The 22071-nt window shown below is 49.8% G+C and carries 12 protein-coding genes; 3 read left to right on the top strand and 9 right to left on the bottom strand.

All coding sequences use genetic code 11. The annotated features are described in order from the left end of the window. Window positions 1-21 precede the first annotated feature (21 nt). Together HB364_RS11155 and HB364_RS11150 are read right to left on the bottom strand one after the other, a co-directional pair. Window positions 22-492 carry a hypothetical protein gene (locus HB364_RS11155; protein WP_167288059.1) on the bottom strand — a complete coding sequence of 157 codons (471 nt, stop codon included), beginning with the start codon at window positions 490-492 and terminating at the stop codon, window positions 22-24. Between the two features lie 148 nt (window positions 493-640). After that, entirely contained in the window at window positions 641-1747 is a 1107-nt protein-coding gene (locus HB364_RS11150) for a TolB family protein (RefSeq protein ID WP_167288058.1), read from the bottom strand. Window positions 1748-1867: 120 nt separating this feature from the next. On the opposite strand from HB364_RS11150, the gene HB364_RS11145 reads away from it, so the two are divergent. From HB364_RS11145 to HB364_RS11135, 3 genes are read left to right on the top strand one after another with little or no spacing between them, the layout of a single operon-like run. Beyond that, a complete protein-coding gene (locus HB364_RS11145) occupies window positions 1868-2869 on the top strand; it encodes a tetratricopeptide repeat protein (protein WP_167288057.1) in 1002 nt (333 codons plus the stop codon). A gap of 42 nt (window positions 2870-2911) precedes the next feature. Next, the gene (gene rpe, locus HB364_RS11140; RefSeq protein ID WP_167288056.1) at window positions 2912-3562 is read left to right on the top strand and encodes a ribulose-phosphate 3-epimerase; all 651 of its coding nucleotides are present in this window, start codon (window positions 2912-2914) and stop codon (window positions 3560-3562) included. A 1-nt stretch (window position 3563) separates the two neighbouring features. Then, a complete protein-coding gene (locus tag HB364_RS11135) occupies window positions 3564-4307 on the top strand; it encodes a class I SAM-dependent methyltransferase (RefSeq protein ID WP_167288055.1) in 744 nt (247 codons plus the stop codon). Here HB364_RS11135 and HB364_RS11130 read toward each other — a convergent pair. Genes HB364_RS11130 through HB364_RS11100 form a run of 7 tightly spaced genes read right to left on the bottom strand, consistent with a single transcriptional unit; the run spans window position 4304 to window position 22061 of the window. Next, a complete protein-coding gene (locus tag HB364_RS11130; RefSeq protein ID WP_167288054.1) occupies window positions 4304-7093 on the bottom strand; it encodes a hypothetical protein in 2790 nt (929 codons plus the stop codon). The genes HB364_RS11135 and HB364_RS11130 overlap by 4 nt on opposite strands. A gap of 30 nt (window positions 7094-7123) precedes the next feature. After that, complete coding sequence (locus HB364_RS11125) at window positions 7124-12865, bottom strand: DUF4200 domain-containing protein (protein ID WP_167288053.1); 5742 nt, start codon at window positions 12863-12865, stop codon at window positions 7124-7126. 23 nt (window positions 12866-12888) lie between these two features. Then, window positions 12889-15936, bottom strand: a complete 3048-nt coding sequence (locus HB364_RS11120) for a hypothetical protein (RefSeq protein WP_167288052.1) — start codon at window positions 15934-15936, stop codon at window positions 12889-12891. Between the two features lie 11 nt (window positions 15937-15947). After that, window positions 15948-19361 (bottom strand): DUF6603 domain-containing protein, encoded by a 3414-nt coding sequence (locus HB364_RS11115; RefSeq protein WP_167288051.1) that lies wholly within the window; start codon window positions 19359-19361, stop codon window positions 15948-15950. Next, the gene (locus HB364_RS11110; protein WP_167288050.1) at window positions 19351-20913 is read right to left on the bottom strand and encodes a chymotrypsin family serine protease; all 1563 of its coding nucleotides are present in this window, start codon (window positions 20911-20913) and stop codon (window positions 19351-19353) included. Before HB364_RS11110 ends, HB364_RS11115 begins: the two co-directional genes overlap by 11 nt. A gap of 9 nt (window positions 20914-20922) precedes the next feature. Beyond that, complete coding sequence (locus tag HB364_RS11105; protein WP_167288049.1) at window positions 20923-21339, bottom strand: hypothetical protein; 417 nt, start codon at window positions 21337-21339, stop codon at window positions 20923-20925. Continuing rightward, window positions 21339-22061, bottom strand: coding sequence for a hypothetical protein (locus HB364_RS11100; RefSeq protein WP_167288048.1), 723 nt, complete (start codon window positions 22059-22061; stop codon window positions 21339-21341). Before HB364_RS11100 ends, HB364_RS11105 begins: the two co-directional genes overlap by 1 nt. Window positions 22062-22071 lie beyond the last annotated feature (10 nt).

Here is a 22071-nt window from a genome sequence, read left to right as displayed (position 1 = left end):
CAACAGCTTTTTATATTAATATTAGTGCATACCAGGGAACCAGGGCCTGGCTATTGCTTCGCGGAAAGGCCAGGGCACAGAAGCCAGGATGAAAATAAGCGCGATCACAAAGAACCAGAAGGCTTTCTTATGAGCAGTATAGTCAACAGCCCTTTTTACTTTACCACGGCCAATGGTGATGAGCACAATGGCAATGAGCATACCAGTGATGTGCTCAATAGCCCAGAATCGCATAGCACTATTCTTCATCACTGCGCCCATGCCTGCCGCCCGGATGAAGTTAAATCCAAAATCACCTACAGACCATTGGATCAATCCAAGCACCAGGGTAATATGTGCCGCAATCATCAGGAACAGGTCTACCTTTTTATCGCCGGCGCTCACCGCACGCTTTTGATTCATACCGGCGAGGTGACGGAAGATAGCCACCAGCAATAAAATAAAGATGACCCAACGAAGTATGTTGTGTAAATGGACCAGACCGTCGTACATAATTGAAGATTTGGATGGAAGAATTTCAAAATCCGGCCAAAGCTACAACGCAAAACGCAATTAAAGTAACAAATGTCACCCTGCTTGTCCCGCTCTGCGGGGAGCCTGTCGAAGCCACCCTTCGACAGGCTCAGCCTGACAGCATTAGTTACTCCTCCCAATCTGCAATAAATACATTGGTATCCCGGGTGCCGCCATTATTGCGGTTGCTGCAGAAGACGAACTTCTTACCATTGGGACTGAACATGGGGAAGGCATCGAATCCCTTATCCCGGCTGATCTTTTGAAGGTTAGTGCCATCTTCATGGATCGTGTACAGGTTGAAGGGAAAGCCTCTTTTATATTCGTGGTTGGAAGCAAAAATAATACGCTTGCTATCAGGCATAAAGGCAGGCGCCCAGTTGGCCTGTCCGTAAGCAGTAACCTGGCGGGCATTGCTGCCATCTGCATTGGCCACCCATACTTCCATGCTGGTAGGCGCTACAAGGTTTTCGGCCAGCAGGTTTTTGTATTCTTTGATAGCTGCTTCGGTTTGGGGACGGGAAGCGCGCCAGATGATCTTTTTTCCATCAGGACTAAACCAGGCGCCACCGTCATAACCCAGGGTATGTGTGATGCGTTTTTCCTTACCGCTCTTCAGGTCCATCATGTACAACTCAATATCGCCATCCTTTACACTGGTATAGATCATTTTACTGCCATCAGGGGAAAGCGTGGCTTCCGCATCATACCCTGCCGACTTCGTAAGCTGTTTTACGATCTTGCCATCCAGGTCGGCCATGAAAATATCAAAGCTGGCATACAAAGGCCATATATACTTATTGCCGTATTTGGAGCGGTCTGGCACAGGCGGACAATCTGCACTGCCCAGGTGGGTAGAAGCATAGATCACATGCTTGCCATCTTTGGTAAAAAAGCCGCAGGTAGTACGCCCTTTACCGGTACTCACCAGTTTGTAGTCAAACTTTTCGCCATTGGCAGGAACTTTGCCAATAAACATCTGGTCGCAGGCAATGCCATCTTTGGCATTGGTACGCTGGAAAATGAGGTATTTGCCATCATAGCTGAAATAGGCTTCTGCATTATCGCCGCCAAAAGTAAGTTGCTGAATATTCTTAAAATGTGTTTCTTCGGGGTACTGCAGGGTATCGGCAGCAGGCGTATTAGCAATAACTGATGATGTGGGGGTCTTAAAGGCAGTGATGGCCAGGAAGACCAGCAAGCCTGCCAGTAGTAAGGAAAGGAGTTTTTTCATTGTATTATTTTTTAATCCACCTGCTGAGACACAGCGGGAGCAAAGGTATTTTGGCGGATGTCCTTTTTTGTCAGAATATTGTCATAAGCGACATCCCCCAAAAACGGTTAGTTTTGATATATGATCAAGAGAAGGAATTTTATCTGGTGCTCACTCATGGGTTTATTATTAGCTGGTTGTGATGCGGACAATCCAGGAAAGAACCGGGAACAGCTATTGTCGAAACCACCCTATGCAGGCCTGACAGATAGTATTAAGGCCGCCCCGCAAAATGCCGACCTGTACCTGGCAAGGGGTGTCCGTCTTTCACAAAATAACCAGCATGAGCTGGCCAATGCCGATTATGCCACCGCCTGGCAACTGGCTCCTAATGAAGGTACTGCCCTGCAATACATTAACAATTTAATGCTGGTAGATTCGCCCGCCACAGCGGTCAAACTGCTAAAACAGTGTATTGAAAAATACCCGTCTTCCACCGCCTTCAGCCGCCGCCTGAGTGAAGTATATGCCCAGGTGGGCGCCACGGAGGAAGCGCTGGACCAATACAACCAGCTATTGACAAAGGACTCCCTCGACTTTGAGACCTGGTTCGAAAAAGGTACCCTGCTGGTTCAGCTAAAAGATACGCCCGCCGCCATACAGGCCATGGAGCGGTCCTATGCCCTGCAACCTGTCAACTATACCGGGCTGGCGCTGGCCAACCTGTATGCAGCTACTAAAAATCCTGCTGCCCTGCAGCTTTGTGATCAACTGATCGCCCGTGATACTACTTTCATTAATGAAGCTACTTTCCTGAAAGGCGCCTATTATTCCGACACGAAACAATACGCTGCAGCCCTGGAACAGTTTGAGGAATGTATTAAACGCAACTGGAAGTTTACGGATGCCTATATTGAAAAAGGCATTGTGCTCTACGAGCAAAAACAATACAACGAGGCTTTGGGAGTGTTTCGCATGGCAGTTACCGTATCCAATACCAGTCCCGATGCCTACTTCTGGATGGGTCGCTGCTACGAAGCCACTAACCGGAAAGACGAAGCCCTGGAAAATTACATGCGGGCACTGTCTTTAGATAAGGATTTTACAGAAGCCCGGGAAGGGATCAGACGGTTGAAAGATTAAACAATCTGCCAACCTGTAATTGTAAATTATCAACTTCACCATATGCCCATTGTAGCGCCATCCCTGTTAGCAGCCGATTTCCTGCACCTGCAGGACGAATGTACGATGCTGAATGAAAGTGAGGCCGACTGGTTTCACCTTGATGTGATGGACGGAGTATTTGTTCCCAATATCAGTTTTGGACTGCCGGTGATAGAACAGATCCGTACCACTACCCAAAAGACCTGCGACGTACACCTCATGATCGTACAGCCGGAGCGGTATGCAGAAGCCTTTAAAAAAGCAGGGGCCGATATGCTCACGGTGCATATAGAGGCCTGCACCCACCTGCACAGGAATGTGCAACAGATCAAATCACTGGGCATGCAGGCAGGCGTATCCCTCAATCCGCACACACCGGTAGACAGCCTGAAAGATATCCTGCACGATATTGATATGGTATTGCTGATGAGTGTGAATCCCGGCTTTGGCGGACAGTCTTTTATTCTCCATACCTTACAAAAGATAAAGGAACTGCGCCGCATGATTGATAACCAGGGCCTGAATACAAAGATTGAAATTGACGGCGGTATAACGCTCAACAATGCAGCCAGCATTGTACGGGCCGGCGCCGATGTGCTGGTGGCAGGTAGTACCGTATTTAAGTCGGCTGACCCGAAAGCGACCATCCGTGCGCTCAAACACATTGTGTAACATGGCAAAAGATCTCTTTTCACAGCAGGCAGCTACTTATGCGCGGTATCGTCCCGTGTATCCCCGCGCTTTGTATGACCACCTGGTGTCATTGGTAGCGCAGCACAACACTGCCTGGGATTGTGCTACCGGCAATGGTCAGGCAGCCCTTGAACTGACCCGCTATTTCGACAAAGTATTTGCCACCGATATCAGCGAAAAACAATTGGAGCAGGCCACACCGCATGAAAAGATCACCTATTTCGTAGCGCCTGCCGACGCCTCCGGCATCCCAGCTAACAGCATTGACCTTATTACCGTGGCGCAGGCTTATCATTGGTTTGATTTTGAGGCTTTCAGCCGGGAAGCAAAGCGGGTGGCCAAACCGGATGCCCTCATCGCAATCTGGGGCTATAGCCTCATCCAAAGTGAATACACCAACCTCAATACGCTCATACATGATTTTTACCGGGGGAAAACAGGCCCTTACTGGGATGCAGAAAGAAAGTATGTGGATGAAGCCTATACTACGGTAGCATTTCCGTATCAGGAATTAACCGCGCCTGCATTGCGCATAGAAGTACAATGGACCAAAGAAGACCTGATGGGTTATTTCAACACCTGGTCGAGTGTACAACATTTTATCAAAGCCAATGGATACAACCCGGTAGATGAATTGGTCAACACCCTGCCGGCCATATGGCCTGAAGTGGAAGCCCGCGCTTTTTATTTCCCGCTGTTTATGCGGGTGGGTAAAGTTCACTAACCCTGTTGCTGTTCTTTGTTCTTCACATTATCGAATTCCAGGCCGGAGTCGGCTTCTCCCTTACCGGTGTATTTCCGGCGTCCCAGCCAGGTAATTACCGAACCATCCATCCAGCGTGTACGCTGCCAGGTACGTTCCACAATAGAACCACTGCGCAGCACTTCTTCTTCATATACATGGTAGGCATTCCAGGTATTAGTTTCTGCATCATACCCTGTACGCAGCAAGGCCGTGCGCGGACGGATACGCTCTGTTGCCCTGCCCGGTATAATACGTGGCATAGCTGCCCGCCGCAACTGTATCTCGCGGCTCGTTACAGCATCCAGTCGCACTGGTATAAAAGGTATCCAGTGTTCCGGCACCAGTGTGCCCAATTCATAGGTTACAGCCGCATCATTGTTCACCACGGGGGTTACCGGCGGCGCCACTGTTATGCTTTCCAGGTAGCTGAATAACCGGCGGGCGGCATCGGCCCCTTCTGTACCACTACCCGTTCCATCGGGAATAATCGTTTCAATACCCCATACCAGGTTGGCCATTTCATCACGCAGCAAACTCACTGATTCAAGCGGGTCGCTTTCCATGACCTTGATCGTAGACGGCGGAACGAACAACCTTGTATCTGCCGCGGCGCCTGTATAATTCCTGCGGGTAAGATTATACATGGCCCAACGCTGCCAGTCGCTGCTATCACCGGCCCCTGCTGCCCGCACCTCGGTGTATTGCCCGAATATATCTTTTACAACAATGCTTTGCACTGCGCAGATACTGCCCACATCAATCCTGAATGGCACCAGCATCCAGTCATTGCTGTAGATCAGTGCAAACTCTGCCAGCAACAACTTAGCCGGCTCGGTCGTATCTGCCTTAATACCACCAAAGTCTACCTTATAATCTTCAAACTGCCACCAGCGCGGCTGCGGCATACCGGGAAACTGTACTCCTCCGGGCAGTATGGTAATCACCCGGCGGTTTACCCTATCCGGTACATAATTGCCCGTCAGGCCGGCATGGTAATTACTGCTTTTCGTTTCCACATCAAAATTGTACCAGTCCAGGTGCCCGGAAGCATATTCATCTGCTGCCAGAATAGTAGTGGCGGATGCACTGTCGGCCGCTGAGCAATGAAACTGGTATTCCAGGTGCGAAGCATCCCAGGCAGCCTTTGCTGTACCGGCAGGCTGACTATAGATCTGCTCAAACCAGGCCACAAAAGCATTACCAGCATTATTCACCAGCGTGGTGATAGCAGGTGTGGGAGCACTGAGATAGGAGGCTGCAGCCGTGCCCAACTTCAACGCGCTGTACAAAACATGGCCGTCAATAGCCCGTCCTCCACTGATAGCTGCATACCATTGCAGCAGGCGTGGGTCACTGTAAATGTCAGGATGATCACCGCCCGGAGATGGCAACGTAAAATGCAAAGAAGCATGTGCCTTAAAGGCATTGAGCGTAGCTGTAATAACGGCCGGCAAAATGGGTGTCGGGTCAGCCTCCAGGGCCACCTTCAGTATCCTGAACCAATGCTTGCCCATTTCCAGTCGCAAGGTAAGATCGGGCTGCACCCTTTCCCGCTCCACAACAGCTTCCATGGGCAACTTGTTATCAAAATTATAGGGCGCACCTTTACGTAAAGAATACTTGCCCAGCTTTGTGGTTTGCATGTCTACCCGCATCTCTACACAGGTACCTGCATCTTCAGCAGCAAACTCGCCCATCTGCCATTGGCGCGATAACATCCACAATGCATCCCTGATTTCTGCACGCAGCACACGCTTGAAATTATTGGTGCGCGGCCGCGGCTCCAGCCTGTTCCAGGTTAAGATGGCAGGCTTCACCACCTGCAAGCCTACCTCTATCACCACCAGGTCTATGAAACTGGCATACAGGTATTCTGCCGACAATATAAAGTCCTGGTATATGGGATTGTCCCACCCCTCTACTATTATTCTTTCAATCTCTTCCTTCTTATAATTTTCAAAGCCAAATACAAACGCTGCACCCACGATCTTATTGATCTGTTTCTTGCGCGTATCGGGGTTATCATTCACAAACACCCCATCTTTTACCGGCCCGAAACCCATCTTCTCCGTAAAGTTGCGGATGCTGTATTTCACGGGCCCTTCGGTATCGGTGTAATAATCCACCAGGTTCGCGGCAATAGAATGCTCAAAACTATATTCCATGCTCACCGCATCTGCAAAAGCGCCCAGCTTATCGGCGCCGGACAGTTCGGAATAATACAGCCCCAGCATCGCTCCATCGGGTTTATTATCCCTCCCTTTTCCGGGCTCCTGGAATCCTTTCCGCACATAGCTGAATACCGTATGCCCCAGTGAACCGTGAAAAGAAGCCAGCTCCTGGCTGGTACCCAACTCCAGCTTATCATGCGGTGATAATACGGGTGCATTGCTAAACTTTGCTTCTATACCTGCCAGCAGGTAATTAACATTCACCCGCCGCTCTCCTACCCTTACACTGCCTGTTCTGCGTAAACGGTTGATCACCTCCGCCAGCCTTTTATCTTTGGCCCATTCATCGGGCACCTTAATATCTTTTGATTCGGGGAATATCCTGTCCCAGTCAAATGCCGTAAAATCATTAGCAGGTACTGATTTATCCATCAACACTTTCCGGATCACCACAAAGGCCGCCTGTTCTTTCATTCCCCGTTTACGGGCATCTGATTCCAGCACGGTCAGGGCAGTGATAAAATCATCGAATTCCTTTCCAAGCCCGGTAGGAAGCTGTATCGTTTCTTTGATGTCTTTAAATGATAATTGCATAAGCTTGCTCTTGAAATGATGAATGACCCGTTAATCTGCCCATAGCCTTTGTATATGCGTGTAATCTTCCAGCCTGATAATATCCAGCACACCCCGCTTCGGATTATCCACACAGTTCCTGCCAAAATCAAGGGTGGGCGTATCACTTGTTCCCGTCATGGCAGCCATGATGGCTGGCAATATCTGTGCATAGATTGTATCGTTAAGCAGATCAGGATCTACTGCCCGTTTCTTGGCCCATTGCAGTGTTTCATACAACGTATCCATCAGGTCGTCCCATGACCAGGAACCGTTGAGGTCCGGCGATACGGCCAGCAGGCAGGCATTGGGCGTTTCTGAATTAGGATTGTTATAGTGCACAGCAAGACCTGTTTGCGCATCCGCCACCGGTATCTCTTCTACCCATTCATCTATGATCATGCCGGCCTGCAGGGCATTGACATTAAATCCCGGTGGATAAGAAAACACCAGCGACAGGTTGTCCTGCGGGATAACATAACCATCCGGCAATTTCATACCTACCCACCTTGCCTGTACATCACCATTCGTATCCACGGGGGCCAGCGGGAATTGAATAACCCTAAGCGGTGTATCACCTTCGTTCGCTGTCAGTATGGAGGAGAACAGCAGATATTGCTGCAGGTTATGCATTCTTTTACGTACCGGGGCCAGGCCCTGTATCCATTCATCAACAGCATGCACACCGGCTGTATCGAGGTAACCTGAATAAGACATGGCAGCAGTAACAGCCGCAGGCGTATAAAAAGTAAAATCGGGAAAGAGCCTGAACGAGCGGCCGAAGATAGCTTCACCGGCCTGTAACAACACCCTTAGCTTTGCCGGCTCATTGGCCTGTGTGGCCACGGAGGCCAGCAACGCATCGGCCTGCTCTTTCCGTTTTTTCAATACCGGCAATACCTGCCTGGCTCTCAGCAACAATTCCTGGCTGTCATTCAACTCATGCGTAGAAGCGGTTTCCGGTACACTTTTCGGAATGCCAAAATAAGTACTGTGTAACAGAGCTGCCCGCACACGTACATACCGGAGAGGGTCGAACGTTTGCGGGAAAGGCGGAATATTGGCGGCCAGATCGGTAATGGCCAGTTGGAGATCGGTATACAAACCTGACAGGCCCCGTTGTCCGTTGGACATGGTTAAGCCCGCAGCATCCTGCAGCCTGCTTAACAAGCCTGCGGTATTCAATCCCGCGCCTGGATTGGCAGCTACTTCCGTGATCGTATCTGTAGGCAAGATGAAATCCTTTGCATCCAGTATCTTACCATCCTGCACAATCTTCAACAGGGAGGCCGCCAATGGTTTTAATTCGGTCAGCGTGATCTCATCAGGGTCCAGGCCCGTTCGGTCGGCATTTTTAATCTGTATCGTAATATTATCTGCGGCAGCTACATCCTGCCGGATATAATAACTGATCAGTTCATACAGGTCCGATTCTACATCTGTTTCCAATGAAATATCCATCAGGTACACCAGGTCTACAGGCTCTATCTTCAATTCACCGGCAGTCATGGTGAGGTCAGTGGTAGTAGGCAAACTGCCATTCGTGACGACTGTTGTATAGCTGATATTAATAACGATCTTCTCTTTGGCAGGCAATTGTGCACCCAACCACCGGTTCAACTTTGGTTCTGCCAGTGAGCGTGCAGTACCGGCTGCGGTCCATATAGCAGCGCCTCCCGGTGAAGCATCAAACAATACGCCTACCCTGTGTGTAAGGGCATGGAAGCCACGCGGCGTTTCAATGATCTGTGGCTCCGGAGGTACAGCATTACCGGCAATGGCATTAAAGGCAGCGCTGCTGCGGGCCGTATTGCCTTGTACAGCCTGATGCACGCTTTCTGATAACAACAGGTCATGCACAGCATCCATGCTGTCCATCAGGCCTTCAATTTCGGTAGCGATCTTCGTTTTATCCGATGCCGGTGAAAACGTAATGCCATCGGCCCAGTGCAGCGGATTATCCCTGAAAGCTTCCATCAGCTTCAGTCCGTCTACCACATTATAGGCTTCCGCCTCATTAATATCCACAGCACCTGAAGAGGAAGTAACACGGGCAGCTACAAACGGGTATTTTAGCCGGATATCACGGATGTATTTGTCAAGGTTGAGATTCAGGTCATGCAGCGCCCGTTCAAACTGGTAACCCAGCAGCGCCGCCAGTTCCTGCCCGTTGCGTATGCCTTCAAGATAAGACATGGCACGACGTACACGGCCGGAAGTGAGGTTCACAGCAAAAGCGTTGTCATTGGAGCCTGCATTGATCTTGTGCGATTCATACCCGGCACGCAACAAGGCGGCCGTAGAAGCATGATTAATAGAAGGTGCATGGATATATCCCTGGTTGCCCGGATCTACCCGCGGGTTGCTGATGAATTGATTGGTAACATTGTCATACGTAATATCACCCACTGCATCTGTTCCGAGGTAGATATAAGCAGGCCCCAGGTAAGTGACTACAGGCGCATCCATCAATCCAGGAAAATCAACGATCACATTTTCTCTCACCGTATCAAGGATCATTTTAACGCCACCCGATCCGATGAGCGGTGCTTTAACAGTCATATCGCCTCTCAGGAATGACATGGTAGCTTCCTTTGCCTGCGGCGCACGTTTTAAAGCAGCTTCAGCTTTGCTATCAGCAAGCGCTTTAATGCCCGGTTTAAAAATGGTTTTGACCGGGCCAACCACTATATCAATCGGGAATTCAAAATCTTTGATCGCTACTTCATAAATGCCCGGAATGATAAAACGGTCCTTCTCGATCTCTACTTCCCGGTACACGATACCCGGGAACTTGCCGGGTTGTACATTCTCCAGCCAGGAGTAAGCGCCAATATACACACCGTTCTTGCCATTGGCAGCCGTGCGCAATTGTTCTAATCGCTGGGCCGCCAGACTAAAGAACCAGGCATCCAACCGGTACGAAGCCAGGTCTACATGCTCACTGAAAAGCCGTTCCAACCTGGCTGTAGGCAGTCCTTTCAGGCAGTTCAGGGCATCCCTGACATCGGCCATTTCCTGCAGCTCTTTGATCACACCAGGTTTCCTGATCTCTGCATCTATATACTTTGAAAAACTGGTAGCATCGCCGATGAAGTCATACTTCTCGGCCAGCACGCCTGTCTTGGAGGCCGTATATACAATACTACTCAATTCTTTATCTACCAGTTCATCCACCATCTTTTTATAAGCAGGAGCAGCAGCCGTTTTCAGCTCATTATAATAACTGAGTTTTTCCCGTTCTACATCCCGGAAGCTAAACCCGGACAACAAGCCACTGTCTGCCCGTTTGGTAAAAGCAGCATCTACCTGCGCCTGCAATTCCTTATGCAAGGCGGCGCCTTCTTTAAACTCTACACGTGCCCTCGCAAAGTCCCGCGCTTCCATAGAGAGCTTCCGGGCCGTTCCCACATTCAGTAACTCATGGTCCAGCCACAGGTCGGCGTTAACATAACCCCTGCCCGCTAACATATTGATACCGCTGTGCACATATTCCAGCAGGCAGGAATGGCGCAACATGAGATACAACAGGCTCTTCGGCGGAACAGCGCCGGGCGCGCCGATATTGGAAAAATCTTCCCGCCTGATGGTATCATAATCACTCTTATACAGCCAGTCAATATAATTCTCACCATTGCTGCCAATGGCATTTAACGTACGTGTTTCAGAGAATGGGAAAGGATCAATCACCGGACCATCGAGGCGCTTTTCCTGGGCCGCATAGATGAAATTAAACACCCTCGGTGGAACGTAATAAAAATAGGTCATGTTATTGAACAGGGTCGCAAAATCATAGATCGTGGCATAACTGATGGAAGAAGGCGCCGGAAGGCCATTTATTAACAGGCTATAATAATACAGGTTCCAGATCACATAGGGACCGGTTACCTGGCGCTGATAGAATTCAACACTGGAAGGATGCAGGCCCAGTATCTCCAGGAATGCTTTATCAGTAGTGGCCGCTGAAAAGGGTTGATCAGCATGCTTCACCTCTTCTGCCAGTTTATCCCAGGTTATTTCCATCTTTTTGAGCACATCCTCAAAGAGGTTACGGAGCAATACAATATTCGTGGCATTGCCGGTATACGTTAATTTGGAAAAAGCAGTAGTGGGCAAAATACCATAAGGCTGATCACCTACCCTGATAGCAGGAATACGTCCACGGCCCAATACAAACCGGTGGAAATGCGCTTTGGTATTGGCTATTTCCGGGTCGGAAAAAACAGGGTGCATCATTTGCGACAAATAGTACCCCAGCGTGGTGGGCCATAACGCATTGTTCATGCACATGGCTTCCCTTATGTCTTTCAAACCGGCATTGCGGACATGCTGCACTTTCTCCGGCCGGATACCCAGCGCTTCTGCCAACCGCTGCCCATCGTCTTTTTTCAGGTCATCGGCTACCGGGGTAAACTGATTGGCCATCTCTATTTTGAACAGCTCATCATCATCTGCATTGCGCGAAGTATAGCCCGATAGGCTGTCTTCCGTATTATTGGTAGGCGTGCCCTGCGCAACAATGGAAAAACCGCCGGGCGTATAATGGTGGTTATCTACCAGTTCTTCCACCAGGGCCTGCCCTTCGTCTTTATCGGCAGAGACCTTTATGCCCAACACCAGCAGCTTATCAAAACCATTGTTCTTTTCTTCCAGCGACAGCGGCACGCGGATCGCCATACCGATCTTTTCCGCTTCATCAAAATCCTGCACCCAGCGCAGGTTCTCCGGCAATATCAATTTACCATCTGTATTATCGAGGTCAGTGCCTTCATCCTGTGGGTCAAGGCTTACCGGCAGGCGGTCGGGCAAGCGTTTACCCACCACTTCACGGTAAGTATTTCCGTTATACAGGCGCACCACAAAACGATCGGGCATTACCCTTGCATGCGGCATATTGGACCAGGAAGATGCTTTTTCCGGCAGTACCGGGAACTGGGGTTCTATGGGTAAAGGATTGGCAGGGTCAACAGGTGCTGCAGGTGCATCGCCGGGATTCAAAGGTGTTGTCTGGTTGCTGATCCACGCAGCCCGCTCCGGCGTTCTGCCGGATACCAGTCCACGCCAGGCGCTCAGTTCCAGTGACTCGTTCTTACCGGCATACCACTTATTCGTCCAGAATGTTTTCCCGGCAGTTACTTCTGCTTCTGTGAGTTCTTCTTCATGCGTATGAATGGCAATATCATCCGGGAAGATCCGTATCCATAATTCATGCAGGTCATTCACCACCGGGATAACGGTGTAGCTCTCATACAGTTCCTTCACCGGGTAACTAATGGCTTTTTCTATTCTTCTCCCTTTGTTCACTGTGAAGTTGACAGTCCTTTGCGGAAGCCGATCCCTTTCCAGCCGGGCAATATGTTTTACGATCATGAAACGGGTTTCCACCCGTACCGGCAATAAGAAAACAGGGTAATCATCATCCATCAGTTCTACCTGCTGCCGGGGGTCCAGCTCAAGGATGATCTCACCAATAAAGTCGCCCAGGCCTCTTTCCAGTTCTGTGATACGTCCTTTAATCATCCCTATGCCTTCCTTTATCTTTTTTAGCTCTTCTGTATATTTTTTGATGCTACCCGTATCGCGGGTGGAAGTGCTTTCTTTCCGGAGCTTCTGTTCCAGCAATGTTTTCTTAGCATTGCTTTCCTGCAAGGCCTTGGTTTGTTCCCGCAGCGCAATCCGTTGTTTGGCGATCTGCTGTTGCAAACGGCCAAAATCTTCTTTACGCCCGCCTTTTGTATTACTGTTGTTATCCATTGTTCAATAAGTTAATTAAAGCATCAGGGCAACATATCATCTGCATGTACTGCCAGCAGTACCGGGTTCTGGTACAGTATCTCTGCCATATTGGTTGAATTGAATCCCCAGGGTATGGGCTTATTATTGATCCGGTTGTCTGTTGCACTCACTGCATTATTAGTTGCATTCAGGTAACCTGCGGTAAAAGGAGCATTACCCTGGCTAAGATCGTTCCAGGTAGCAGGTGGCGTAACGCTCGTATCTGTATCCAGACCAAAACGTATCTCACCAGGCCTTTCCTGTACCACGAAAAACCAGCCCGGCGCAGGCGACGGTGCATTGCGATCGCCACGGGCTATGGCCGGTGTAAGGTCAAAACCTATAAAAGTAAGGTCGGGCGCCACACGTGCTGTGAACAGGGGAAACTTCAGTTCAGTATCCAGCAATCGCCGGCCCTGGTAATCCGTGCCGTTGAACTTTGCCTTCTGTGCATAGATAACTGTATCGGGAAACCGCTTTAACAGCTCTCCCCTGATCACCAATACCAGTGGATTGGGGGTGCTCATACCTACCCGCGCAGAATTGGTTCCCAGGAAATTCAGTTGCGGCCATTCGTGGATCTTTTTAATATCCAGGTTCCGCTCGGCATGCACTGCATCGCTCACACCCGTAGTATTCACTACATCAGATGAATCCCAGAATTGTCTGAAATAACTCCCGCGCTGATCGGTGGGATATTCACGCCAGAGTAATTCCCTGCCTGTTTCATGGTTCAGGCCCAGCATAAAGGCCTCTATAAAACGCTGGTTGCTTTCCATGAGCGTAATCGTATTATCGGGAATAAGGTGCAGGTTAGGACAGAAAAAATCAATACCCAGGTCTACCACCGATTGGTAGGTAGGGGTATCGAATATGGGATAAGCCATCACCGGAACGATCTTATCAGCAGGTGGCGGCACATAGCCGGCCATGAACTTCAATTCGCCGTATACCTTCGTGTGTAGCGTGTAGATCGGGTTGATGGCCGTGACCACTTCTGTTGAAAGCGTACTCAGGTTAATATCAATACCCGTGGAAGTGGCCGGCCAGTTGTCGGCCACGAAATAATCATTGTAACGGGCAATAGCCACCTGGAAGCGCATTTCACTTTCCAGGTCAGGCTGAAACTCAATATTACCCGGCATAACCGGTGAAAAGATAGACCTGAATACATTGTAGTGGCCTACGTTCTGTACATCATTGCTTAATGGACCCAGTTGGTAAACGGATTGCAGGTCAGAAACAACTTTAGGCGCTACTGCCGGGAACACTTTAGCCGCCAGGTTGGTCCTGAGTGTGTTTTGTTTGAAAACAGTGTGCCCCGGGTCCATCCGCTTCATCACCGGTCCGTATGGTCTTTCTATCTTCCGGTAAGCAGGGGAATACAGCGCGTCCGGCAGCGCGCAGTCTTCCAGTTTTTTAAAGGCAGTAACACTCCCTGATTTTACCTTCTTGAATAGCTTACCGGCAATAGCTACTCGCTGGTCGGTGGGCTGGTCCTTCAGGTGTTTCAGGTAACCTGCATGGGAAACCTGCTGGGCCACCTGTCCCCATTTCAATTTCCGGTTGGCTTCTATTACTTCGCCCAGTTGTTCCCAGGCTTTGTCCATGATCTCTTCCTGCCGCTTTTTGACAAACTTCACACCCATACCGGCCACAGCCCGGCTCCGGGGATCCAGGTTTGTTTCGTACAGCCAGGTTTTGTTATTCTTCAGGGCAGCATCCGATGTATCCAGCTTTCTTTTCAGCGCATGCCACCGGCCATACAGGTCGGGCGTGATCATTGGATCATCCTTGATATGGGAAATAGCATCTGTATATCCATAAGGGTTAGTAGTATAAGGCTGTACCAGTGAGGTAGGGAAAGTAGCTTCCATCAGGTCTTCGCCCAGGTTCACCAACCCTGCCAGTTGTTTGCGGTAATAAACAGAAGAAGCTGCATTGCTCCACGGATACGGCATCCGGGTAGTGGAACCATTGGGAGGAAGTACGGCGCCTTCCAGTACAATGGTGCCATCACTAAATACCGGCCCAGCCCCGAAATTGACATTCATGCCGGGCGTCTGGATATCTATTTTGCGGGTGCCTACTCTCGGGTCTACTTCCCGGGGCTTTAGCTTACGCACCAGTGTTTCAAAGTCGCCCTCCTGCCCCGTCATGAATTGCCAGTGATAATATACCGGGAAATGGTCTACATAAGGCATATGATCTTCATCGGCCAAATGTGCTATGCCAAAAGAAGGCTCCTGCGCCTTATGTGTTTTAATCACCGCTTCCGGTGCACCCAGGCCGGCCAGTCTGCCGGTTTCATAAGTAGGCACCAGGAAACAATGATACGTAGTAAAGGGGTCCAGCTTGCGCGGACAAATAATGCGCGAATAAGCCCTGTCCGGGTCGCCGGCCAACAATTCACGGAACCTGGTCAGTGCAGTTTGTACATGCGCATTATTATTGGGGTCCAGTGTATTGGTAGTGTCCAGGTCGCCATTCAGGTGCACATGCGCCCATGCCCATACCTGCGCGGCAGGAGGTAGTGCGCCGCTTTGTGCGCCTGTGGTGCCGGGCGGATCATCGGGCAGTGGTAATACCTGGATGGAGGGCAACGCACCCATGGGCGCACTGTCATTGGTAAACTCCTCTTCTTTCAATACCAGCAATACCATCCAGGGCCTAAGCTTGTGATTGACAGCTTTGGCAGGTGTATACTTCCAGGGAAGATCTTCTTCGTAAAACTCTATATAAGGAAAATAATTGGGTAAAAAGTTGGTGGCCCAGTTACGGGGTTCTGTTTTGATGATCACATCGCGGTTAAGCGAAGTAATATCGCCCGGCGCTACCAGTACAATTTCCTGTGTTACGCTGTCAGGAAAAGTAGTACTACCCTTACTGGCAGTGATATTCACTTTTACTTCCACTACCGGGCGTTCCAGTGTCCAGCCATCCGGAGGTGGCGCACTGAAATTGGCAAAGTTTTCTGCCTCCTCTATTTTGGCAGCGATACCCCGTCTGGCCCAGGGTAAAAACGCATATCTTGAAAGTGGTTCACTCATAATACCTACAATTAGTATGATGGAATAACATCCAGCTTCCCTTCCAGTGAGGGGTCTTGCTTAATTGCTTGTTGTATCAATATATTGGCTTCCGTAATAGAATCGGCCTTCATGCCACCCACTACTGCCAGATCATCTGTATGCACTACCGAGTATTGCTTGCCCGGCACCTTTACCTTAGGTGGTGAAAGCGGGGATTGCATTTTTGCTTTTGACCCAAACCTGCTGTTAGCCGCCGATCCGTTGCGTATAAAGGAATTGAAACGCCGCTTGTCAAAAATGCTTTTCGGCAGCACCAGCTTCGGCAGGTCCAAATCATCTATAATGATCTCTTCAAACTCCACATCCCGCTCACGGAAGAAATCTGAGGTCAGCGTATTGGCCCCTGTAGCGCTCACACCGCTGTTGTATTTTTCAAAAGAAGGTCTGCTCAGCTTTTCCGTTTCGGTGATCTTGAAGAACTGGGCCGGCGCAAACTCTTCTTTCAGGGAGGATTCTGTCATATCCTCTATCTCGATGGAGAACTTAGTATAATCAGCGGGCTTGGCAGTACCAAACAGGTTGATCTCTACATCCAGCGGAACGATCTTTTGGGAAACCGACAGGCTCTTATCAGGATGGGCGATCACGGAGTCATCTGTATTGGTAATCTCCCGTAGGGTCACCATGCTATCGGCTGTTACGCTGCCATCTTCGAGCGGGGTGATCCAGTTGGCTTTATTATTAAGCGCTTCTTTAAGCTTCGGTAATACATCCACATCGGGGATAGTGGTATTGGCCTCTTCGCCCCAGGTGGTCTCAACGCTGACATTGATGTTGATGATGAAGATGATCTTGATCTTAACCCTGCCGGTAATACGCCAGGGATTGGTGCCTTCGAGAGAGCCATCGAAGCCAATGCTCATCAGTTCGCCGCCGAATGCGTACACCGTAAGTCCTGCTGAAAGGGTGATCCTGAAATAGAAAGGATTGAACTGGAAGAGCGCATCGAAGTGGAGCCAGCCTGTCACCCTGCAGGGCCCTACTTCAAAATTAAAATCTATGCCTGCTCCAAACTGTACGGTATTGGAGGTAACCGCAAAGTAAGTGGTAACGATCAGGCGCGGGTTACCGGCAAAGAGGGTGATGGACAACCTTCTTAATTGCGGCAAATCGAGCGGTGGTGGTGTATAATCCGGGTGAAAGCCGCCCAGCGTAAACAGGAAGTTGCTATTATCGCCCCATTTGATCCGAAGGGCCATATCTCCTTCGAGGGTGAAAGTCAGCAGCCTTGAATCGAAAATGCTCGCGTCGAAAGTAATGTACTTGGCTTCAAAGTCAATAGTACCCACAAAGGCTACTTTCAGTTGCAGGATGGCGGCCTCTTCCGTAGGCAACACCATTTTTATAACGCCGAGGATAGCCAGCCGGATGGGGTTGGGCACTTCCAGCATCAAGCCGATCTCCAGCGAGATCAGCGTGGGTGTACCCCAGCCGATAATACCCATCAGGCCAAAGGTGAACCGGTTCTGCTGTTGCGGGAAAATGGTTTCCAGGGCAGAGATGATCTGGGTAGCATTGGCAATCGGGTCCGAAGGGAACATGATATTGTCAATGGTATTGTTCCTGACCCCATCGCGCAATGCCTGCAATACCATCGTTCTGTTTACGCCGATGAGCCCGCCCACCCCATTCAGGGTAAAGCCAAAGCTCAGTTGAATGGGGGTAAACTCAGCAGTGATGAGCAGCAGCATGGAAAAGCCGGGTGTGCCATCCGGATTCTTGGTGGTGATGATGGCAATAGCTACTACATTCACCACATTCTGGATAGACAACTGTGCTATACCGGTATACCTGCCCCTGTCGAAGTCGAAGCTCAGGAAACCGCCGCCTTTTACAACGCCTGCATCGAGGGAAAGCCCGATGCCTGTAGGCGGCTTGAAACCGATACCCACATCCATGAAACCAAGGTTTCCGGAGTTATCGGGCGGGAAGGTAAAATTGGCCAGCAGGCCCATACCTTGCACCACGGCAACAAAAGGTCCGAGTGTTACGCCGATATCAGCACCAATGCCAATAGGTATACCGGCATTACCGGCTTTTATAGTGAGGGTTAGACTTTCAATTAAAATGGGGCCGATCTGCAGGTGCAGGGGTATTTGAATTTCCAGTCCGCCCGAGCCTTCGAAATAGAAGCCACGGCCGCTGTCGTATCCCATCAGCAGGTCCAGGTCAATAATAAAACCATCGGCCGGCAGTATTTTGGCCAGGAAGCCATCGGGATTGGAAGGCTTGATAACGATCTTCCCTTTTTCCAGCTCACCTTCTATACCAAACCTTCCGGATGCTTTACCGGCATCCCAGGAAAGGCCTACATTTCCCCGTATGGAGAATCTTTCAAACTGAAAGCGGCTGCCGCCTGCACTGCCCAGTGCAATAAACGGTTGTCCGGCCCCGGCAGTTCCGGGAATAGAGAAATCAGCGCCCAGGGTGCCGGTAATGGGAGCAGGATTACTGAACGGAACGATGCCCAGTTTCATACCGGGCTGCAACGTAAGACCAAACTCTATGGGCAATACAGCACCTGCTGTGAAGGCCAGTATAAAATTGGGATTACTCAGCGTATAACCTCCGTCAAGCCGGAATGATTCAGAAATAAGGAACTGGACGCCCTTAGGATCTATCGTGGTATCGGGTTTGATCTTAAAAAAGAAAATGTCCAGCTCAAGCGGCGCCTCTGTTAATACAGCAGGAAGCCCCAGACTCAACGCAATCTTCTGCAGCTTTTGTAACAAGGAATGCCCATCGAAACCGGGTGTGCCCCAGCCATACAATGATTCCACCAGCGCGCCGGGATCTTTGAAAAAAGCAGCGATATTGTTTAGATGAAGTCTTTTGCGGATAAACGGTGTACCGGGACCGGTAGCATTGATGGTAGTAGCATCCTCCCTTTCCACAATACCGAAAAACTCAAAGCCGGCCGTTAATATGGGACTGGCAGTTTCGAGGTAATTCACCAGCAGGTATTGCAGCAGGTTGCTGACAAAATCTTCCAGGAAATCCTGTATAGCCGCCTGGCTTGGCCCTCCCATGGTGGCGGTGAACTGATCAAGCGCTCCTTTAATGGTAATACAATCATCAATAATGGTGGCAATCTTCTGGGCCAGGTCAACCGACAAAGTGCCTACTGTGTTCCAGTTCTCTGCGTTAATAGCAGTGATAAGGTTCGCTATTAATGGCGGAAGCTGGTATATCTTAGTGGATATACTTGCAATGGCATTGTTGAAGGCCGTATTATTTTCCAGCTCATCCGGGAAATCAACGCCCAGTTCGGCCAGCAGCAACAATATTTTCCCCTGGTCAATCCTTGCCCGCAGCGGATCAAAGACCTTGACCAGCTCCATCGAAACAACTTCCAGCGTTCCTGGTGTTTGATTAGTCGGCATGAGTATTCAAATGAAAAGGTTTACCACATTTGGGACAGACCGGGAAATTGCTCAACGCATCTTTCAGGGTATCTATCCCTTTGTATTGATGTGCAAAATTGAACGCAAAGGCGCTGTAATCATCTACTGCTTTTGCCAGCCTCCGGCTGCCATGGCGTTCCAGTACCTCACTCATTTTAATGAGCAGGTTTTGCAGGGAATAACCATTGATGGCAGGGGGAACGGGATGTTGCGGGTAAGCGGAGTTTTTAAGGATGTGCCCGATGTATTCCGGGCCATTGAAGCGGTGCCAGGCCACTTTCACTTCCCGGTTATCATTGATGAGGTCCATGACTTCGTTGCGATGGTCCAGTAGCATTTGCATAAAAACAGGGCCTTCGGGTATAGTATTCAATTGCCTTTCAAATGCGTGAATGTAGCTTCCTGCACGAAGGGGTTTTATTTTTTCCTCCGCGATACCACTAAGCGGTATAGAATTGGCGGTACCACTGCTGAGCACAGAGATGCCTAGCCTGGTTAGGACAGTCTGGATCGGAAAGGCTTTTGCATTACCATTGGCAATACTGGTGCCCTCAGGTCCTGCTGTAGTAGGCACGGCAAAAATAAGTCCCACTACCTGGTTCCTGCTGTTAACAACCACTGATCCGGAATCACCACCGTTGGCCATTAACGGGCTTTCAGCAAGCGGCGTGATCAAAAAGGTACAATTTAAGTAAGGGGTAGTTCCTGCAGACGGATTATTGGAATCTTTCAATGGGTTGGACGTTACACCTACAGCTTCAATTTGCCCAAAGGTAAGTCCGGTTGTTCTACCCCGCTTTCTCACCCGGTCGTGTAATACCAAAGGAGATGAAGAACCGAATACTGGCCCTATTTCTTCAATGGAATTGGCAAAGTGAACCGTTTTCGGATCTGTAGCATCCTGTCCCAGCAGTTTGGCAATAGCAGCATCAATGGCATTGGGAGATCCCGGAGCCGTAACCACTGTACCTACAGTAGTGGCCGTCCCCCCAACAGATCCTACCTCTCCACAAAACACAGTAGCAATATCGTAGCATAAGCAGCAGTTGGACCCACTGGGAGAAGAAGGTTGTCCCACCCGTGTTCCTACTGCTCCATTTTCACCTATGATGACATGGTGATTAGAAAGCAGGTAAATCTTCTTACTTCCGGCAGGCTCGGCATCCCTGGTCACAAAACATCCTAATGTCCCGTTTCCGATCCCAATATCGATCTGGATTCCCCCTGTTAACAGATCATAACCGCTCGTGTCGTCACAATTCATATCCGGGTATTCGATCAATACATCCGTAGGCACGCCTCTTATTTCTTTGGGGATCACATCCTGCGGGGCCAGATCACCCTCGCTGACTTTCTTTTTTACAATTACCCGGAAGCAGATCACATCGGTCAGCTCACCGCCCCTGCGTTTAATACCAACTTCAACGCTTGAAACATTCGGATACCTTTGCCGCAGTTCATCCTGCACCTCAGGCAGCATGGCCAGCAGCTTCTCCGTTATTTCAATAATCTCTTGCCTTGACTTTTCCATAATAAACGCTTAATTAAATGAAGTCTCACGGGGTAAGGCATCCGATTGTCTTAATTTCTCCAGTACATCATTGATGCTGTTGCACTCAGTAACCCACTCCAGTATAACAGCTACATGATCACCAATCGCTTTTCTTAAGGATGGGCTTCCTGCATCCTGCAAGGCAGCGGCCATCCTGCGAATCAGCATATAGACGGATATACCGTTGATCTCTTTTTTCAAATGGGTACCGGGTGTAACGCCTGTTTCCAGGAAGCTGGATATAAAGGCAGGTCCCTGGTTACGTTGCCAGGCCACTGTTACCTGCCGGTGGTGCTGCACCAGGAAAAACACTTCATCCACATGCTGGTTGAACACCTGCAAAAGCCGGGTACCCGCTTCGGTTTTCCGTAAATCAATATCCAGTTGTTCAATATCATACAGCATCACACAACGGGTTGAGGTGTTGTATCAGCAAATAACCAATCACCGGTCTGCGCATCCACCACATGCCTTACATGGTTACGGGCATCTTCGGGCACAATGGCAGAAGGCTTCCCAAATGCAGCAGGCAATTTTGGCTCAAAAGGAATAATGCCGCGTGTATGAATGACCCATACAGGACGATCGGCATACCTGATGGTCGTATGCACCACCAGGTAGGCAATGATTTCTTTGGCCGAATTGGGCAATGCCGGGCCCGATTCCTGCACCACTTTCAGCGCCGCTTCAAAATCAATGGGCAATGGCACATCGGGCAAAGCGGTAAACCGTTCCTTCACCTGGAGTAACTGTCGTTCTTCCTCCATCGGAGAAGGCATTGGTTTGATAGGCGCTACGCCCGCAGGCCATGCCGACTGCACTTTCAGCAGGTTATCGGTATGTGGATTCAGCGTGAAATGGATGTTTTTGAGATAAGGGAAACTAAGCCCGCGTGGCATAGATTCTTTCAGGTCGGGCAGTTCAAACTTCCAGGCAGGTTGATCATTGCGCCAGATGCGCTGGTCATCCTTCGATACATTAAAGAAGGGCAGCAGCTCCTGCTCCATCAAAACCCGCCGGGACGATGCCAGCTTGGAAGCGATCAACCGGTCGGTAAAAGCAGCCTGCTTTTGTTCAAGGATCTCCTGAACCGGTTTCAACGCTGAAAATTTATGGGTGATGTTCATGGTTATTTCT

The sequence above is a fragment of the Paraflavitalea devenefica genome, from assembly GCF_011759375.1.
In the GTDB taxonomy this organism is placed as follows: domain Bacteria; phylum Bacteroidota; class Bacteroidia; order Chitinophagales; family Chitinophagaceae; genus Paraflavitalea; species Paraflavitalea devenefica.
Note: the sequence above shows the minus strand (reverse complement) of the source record. Positions and strands in the feature narration are given on the sequence as shown.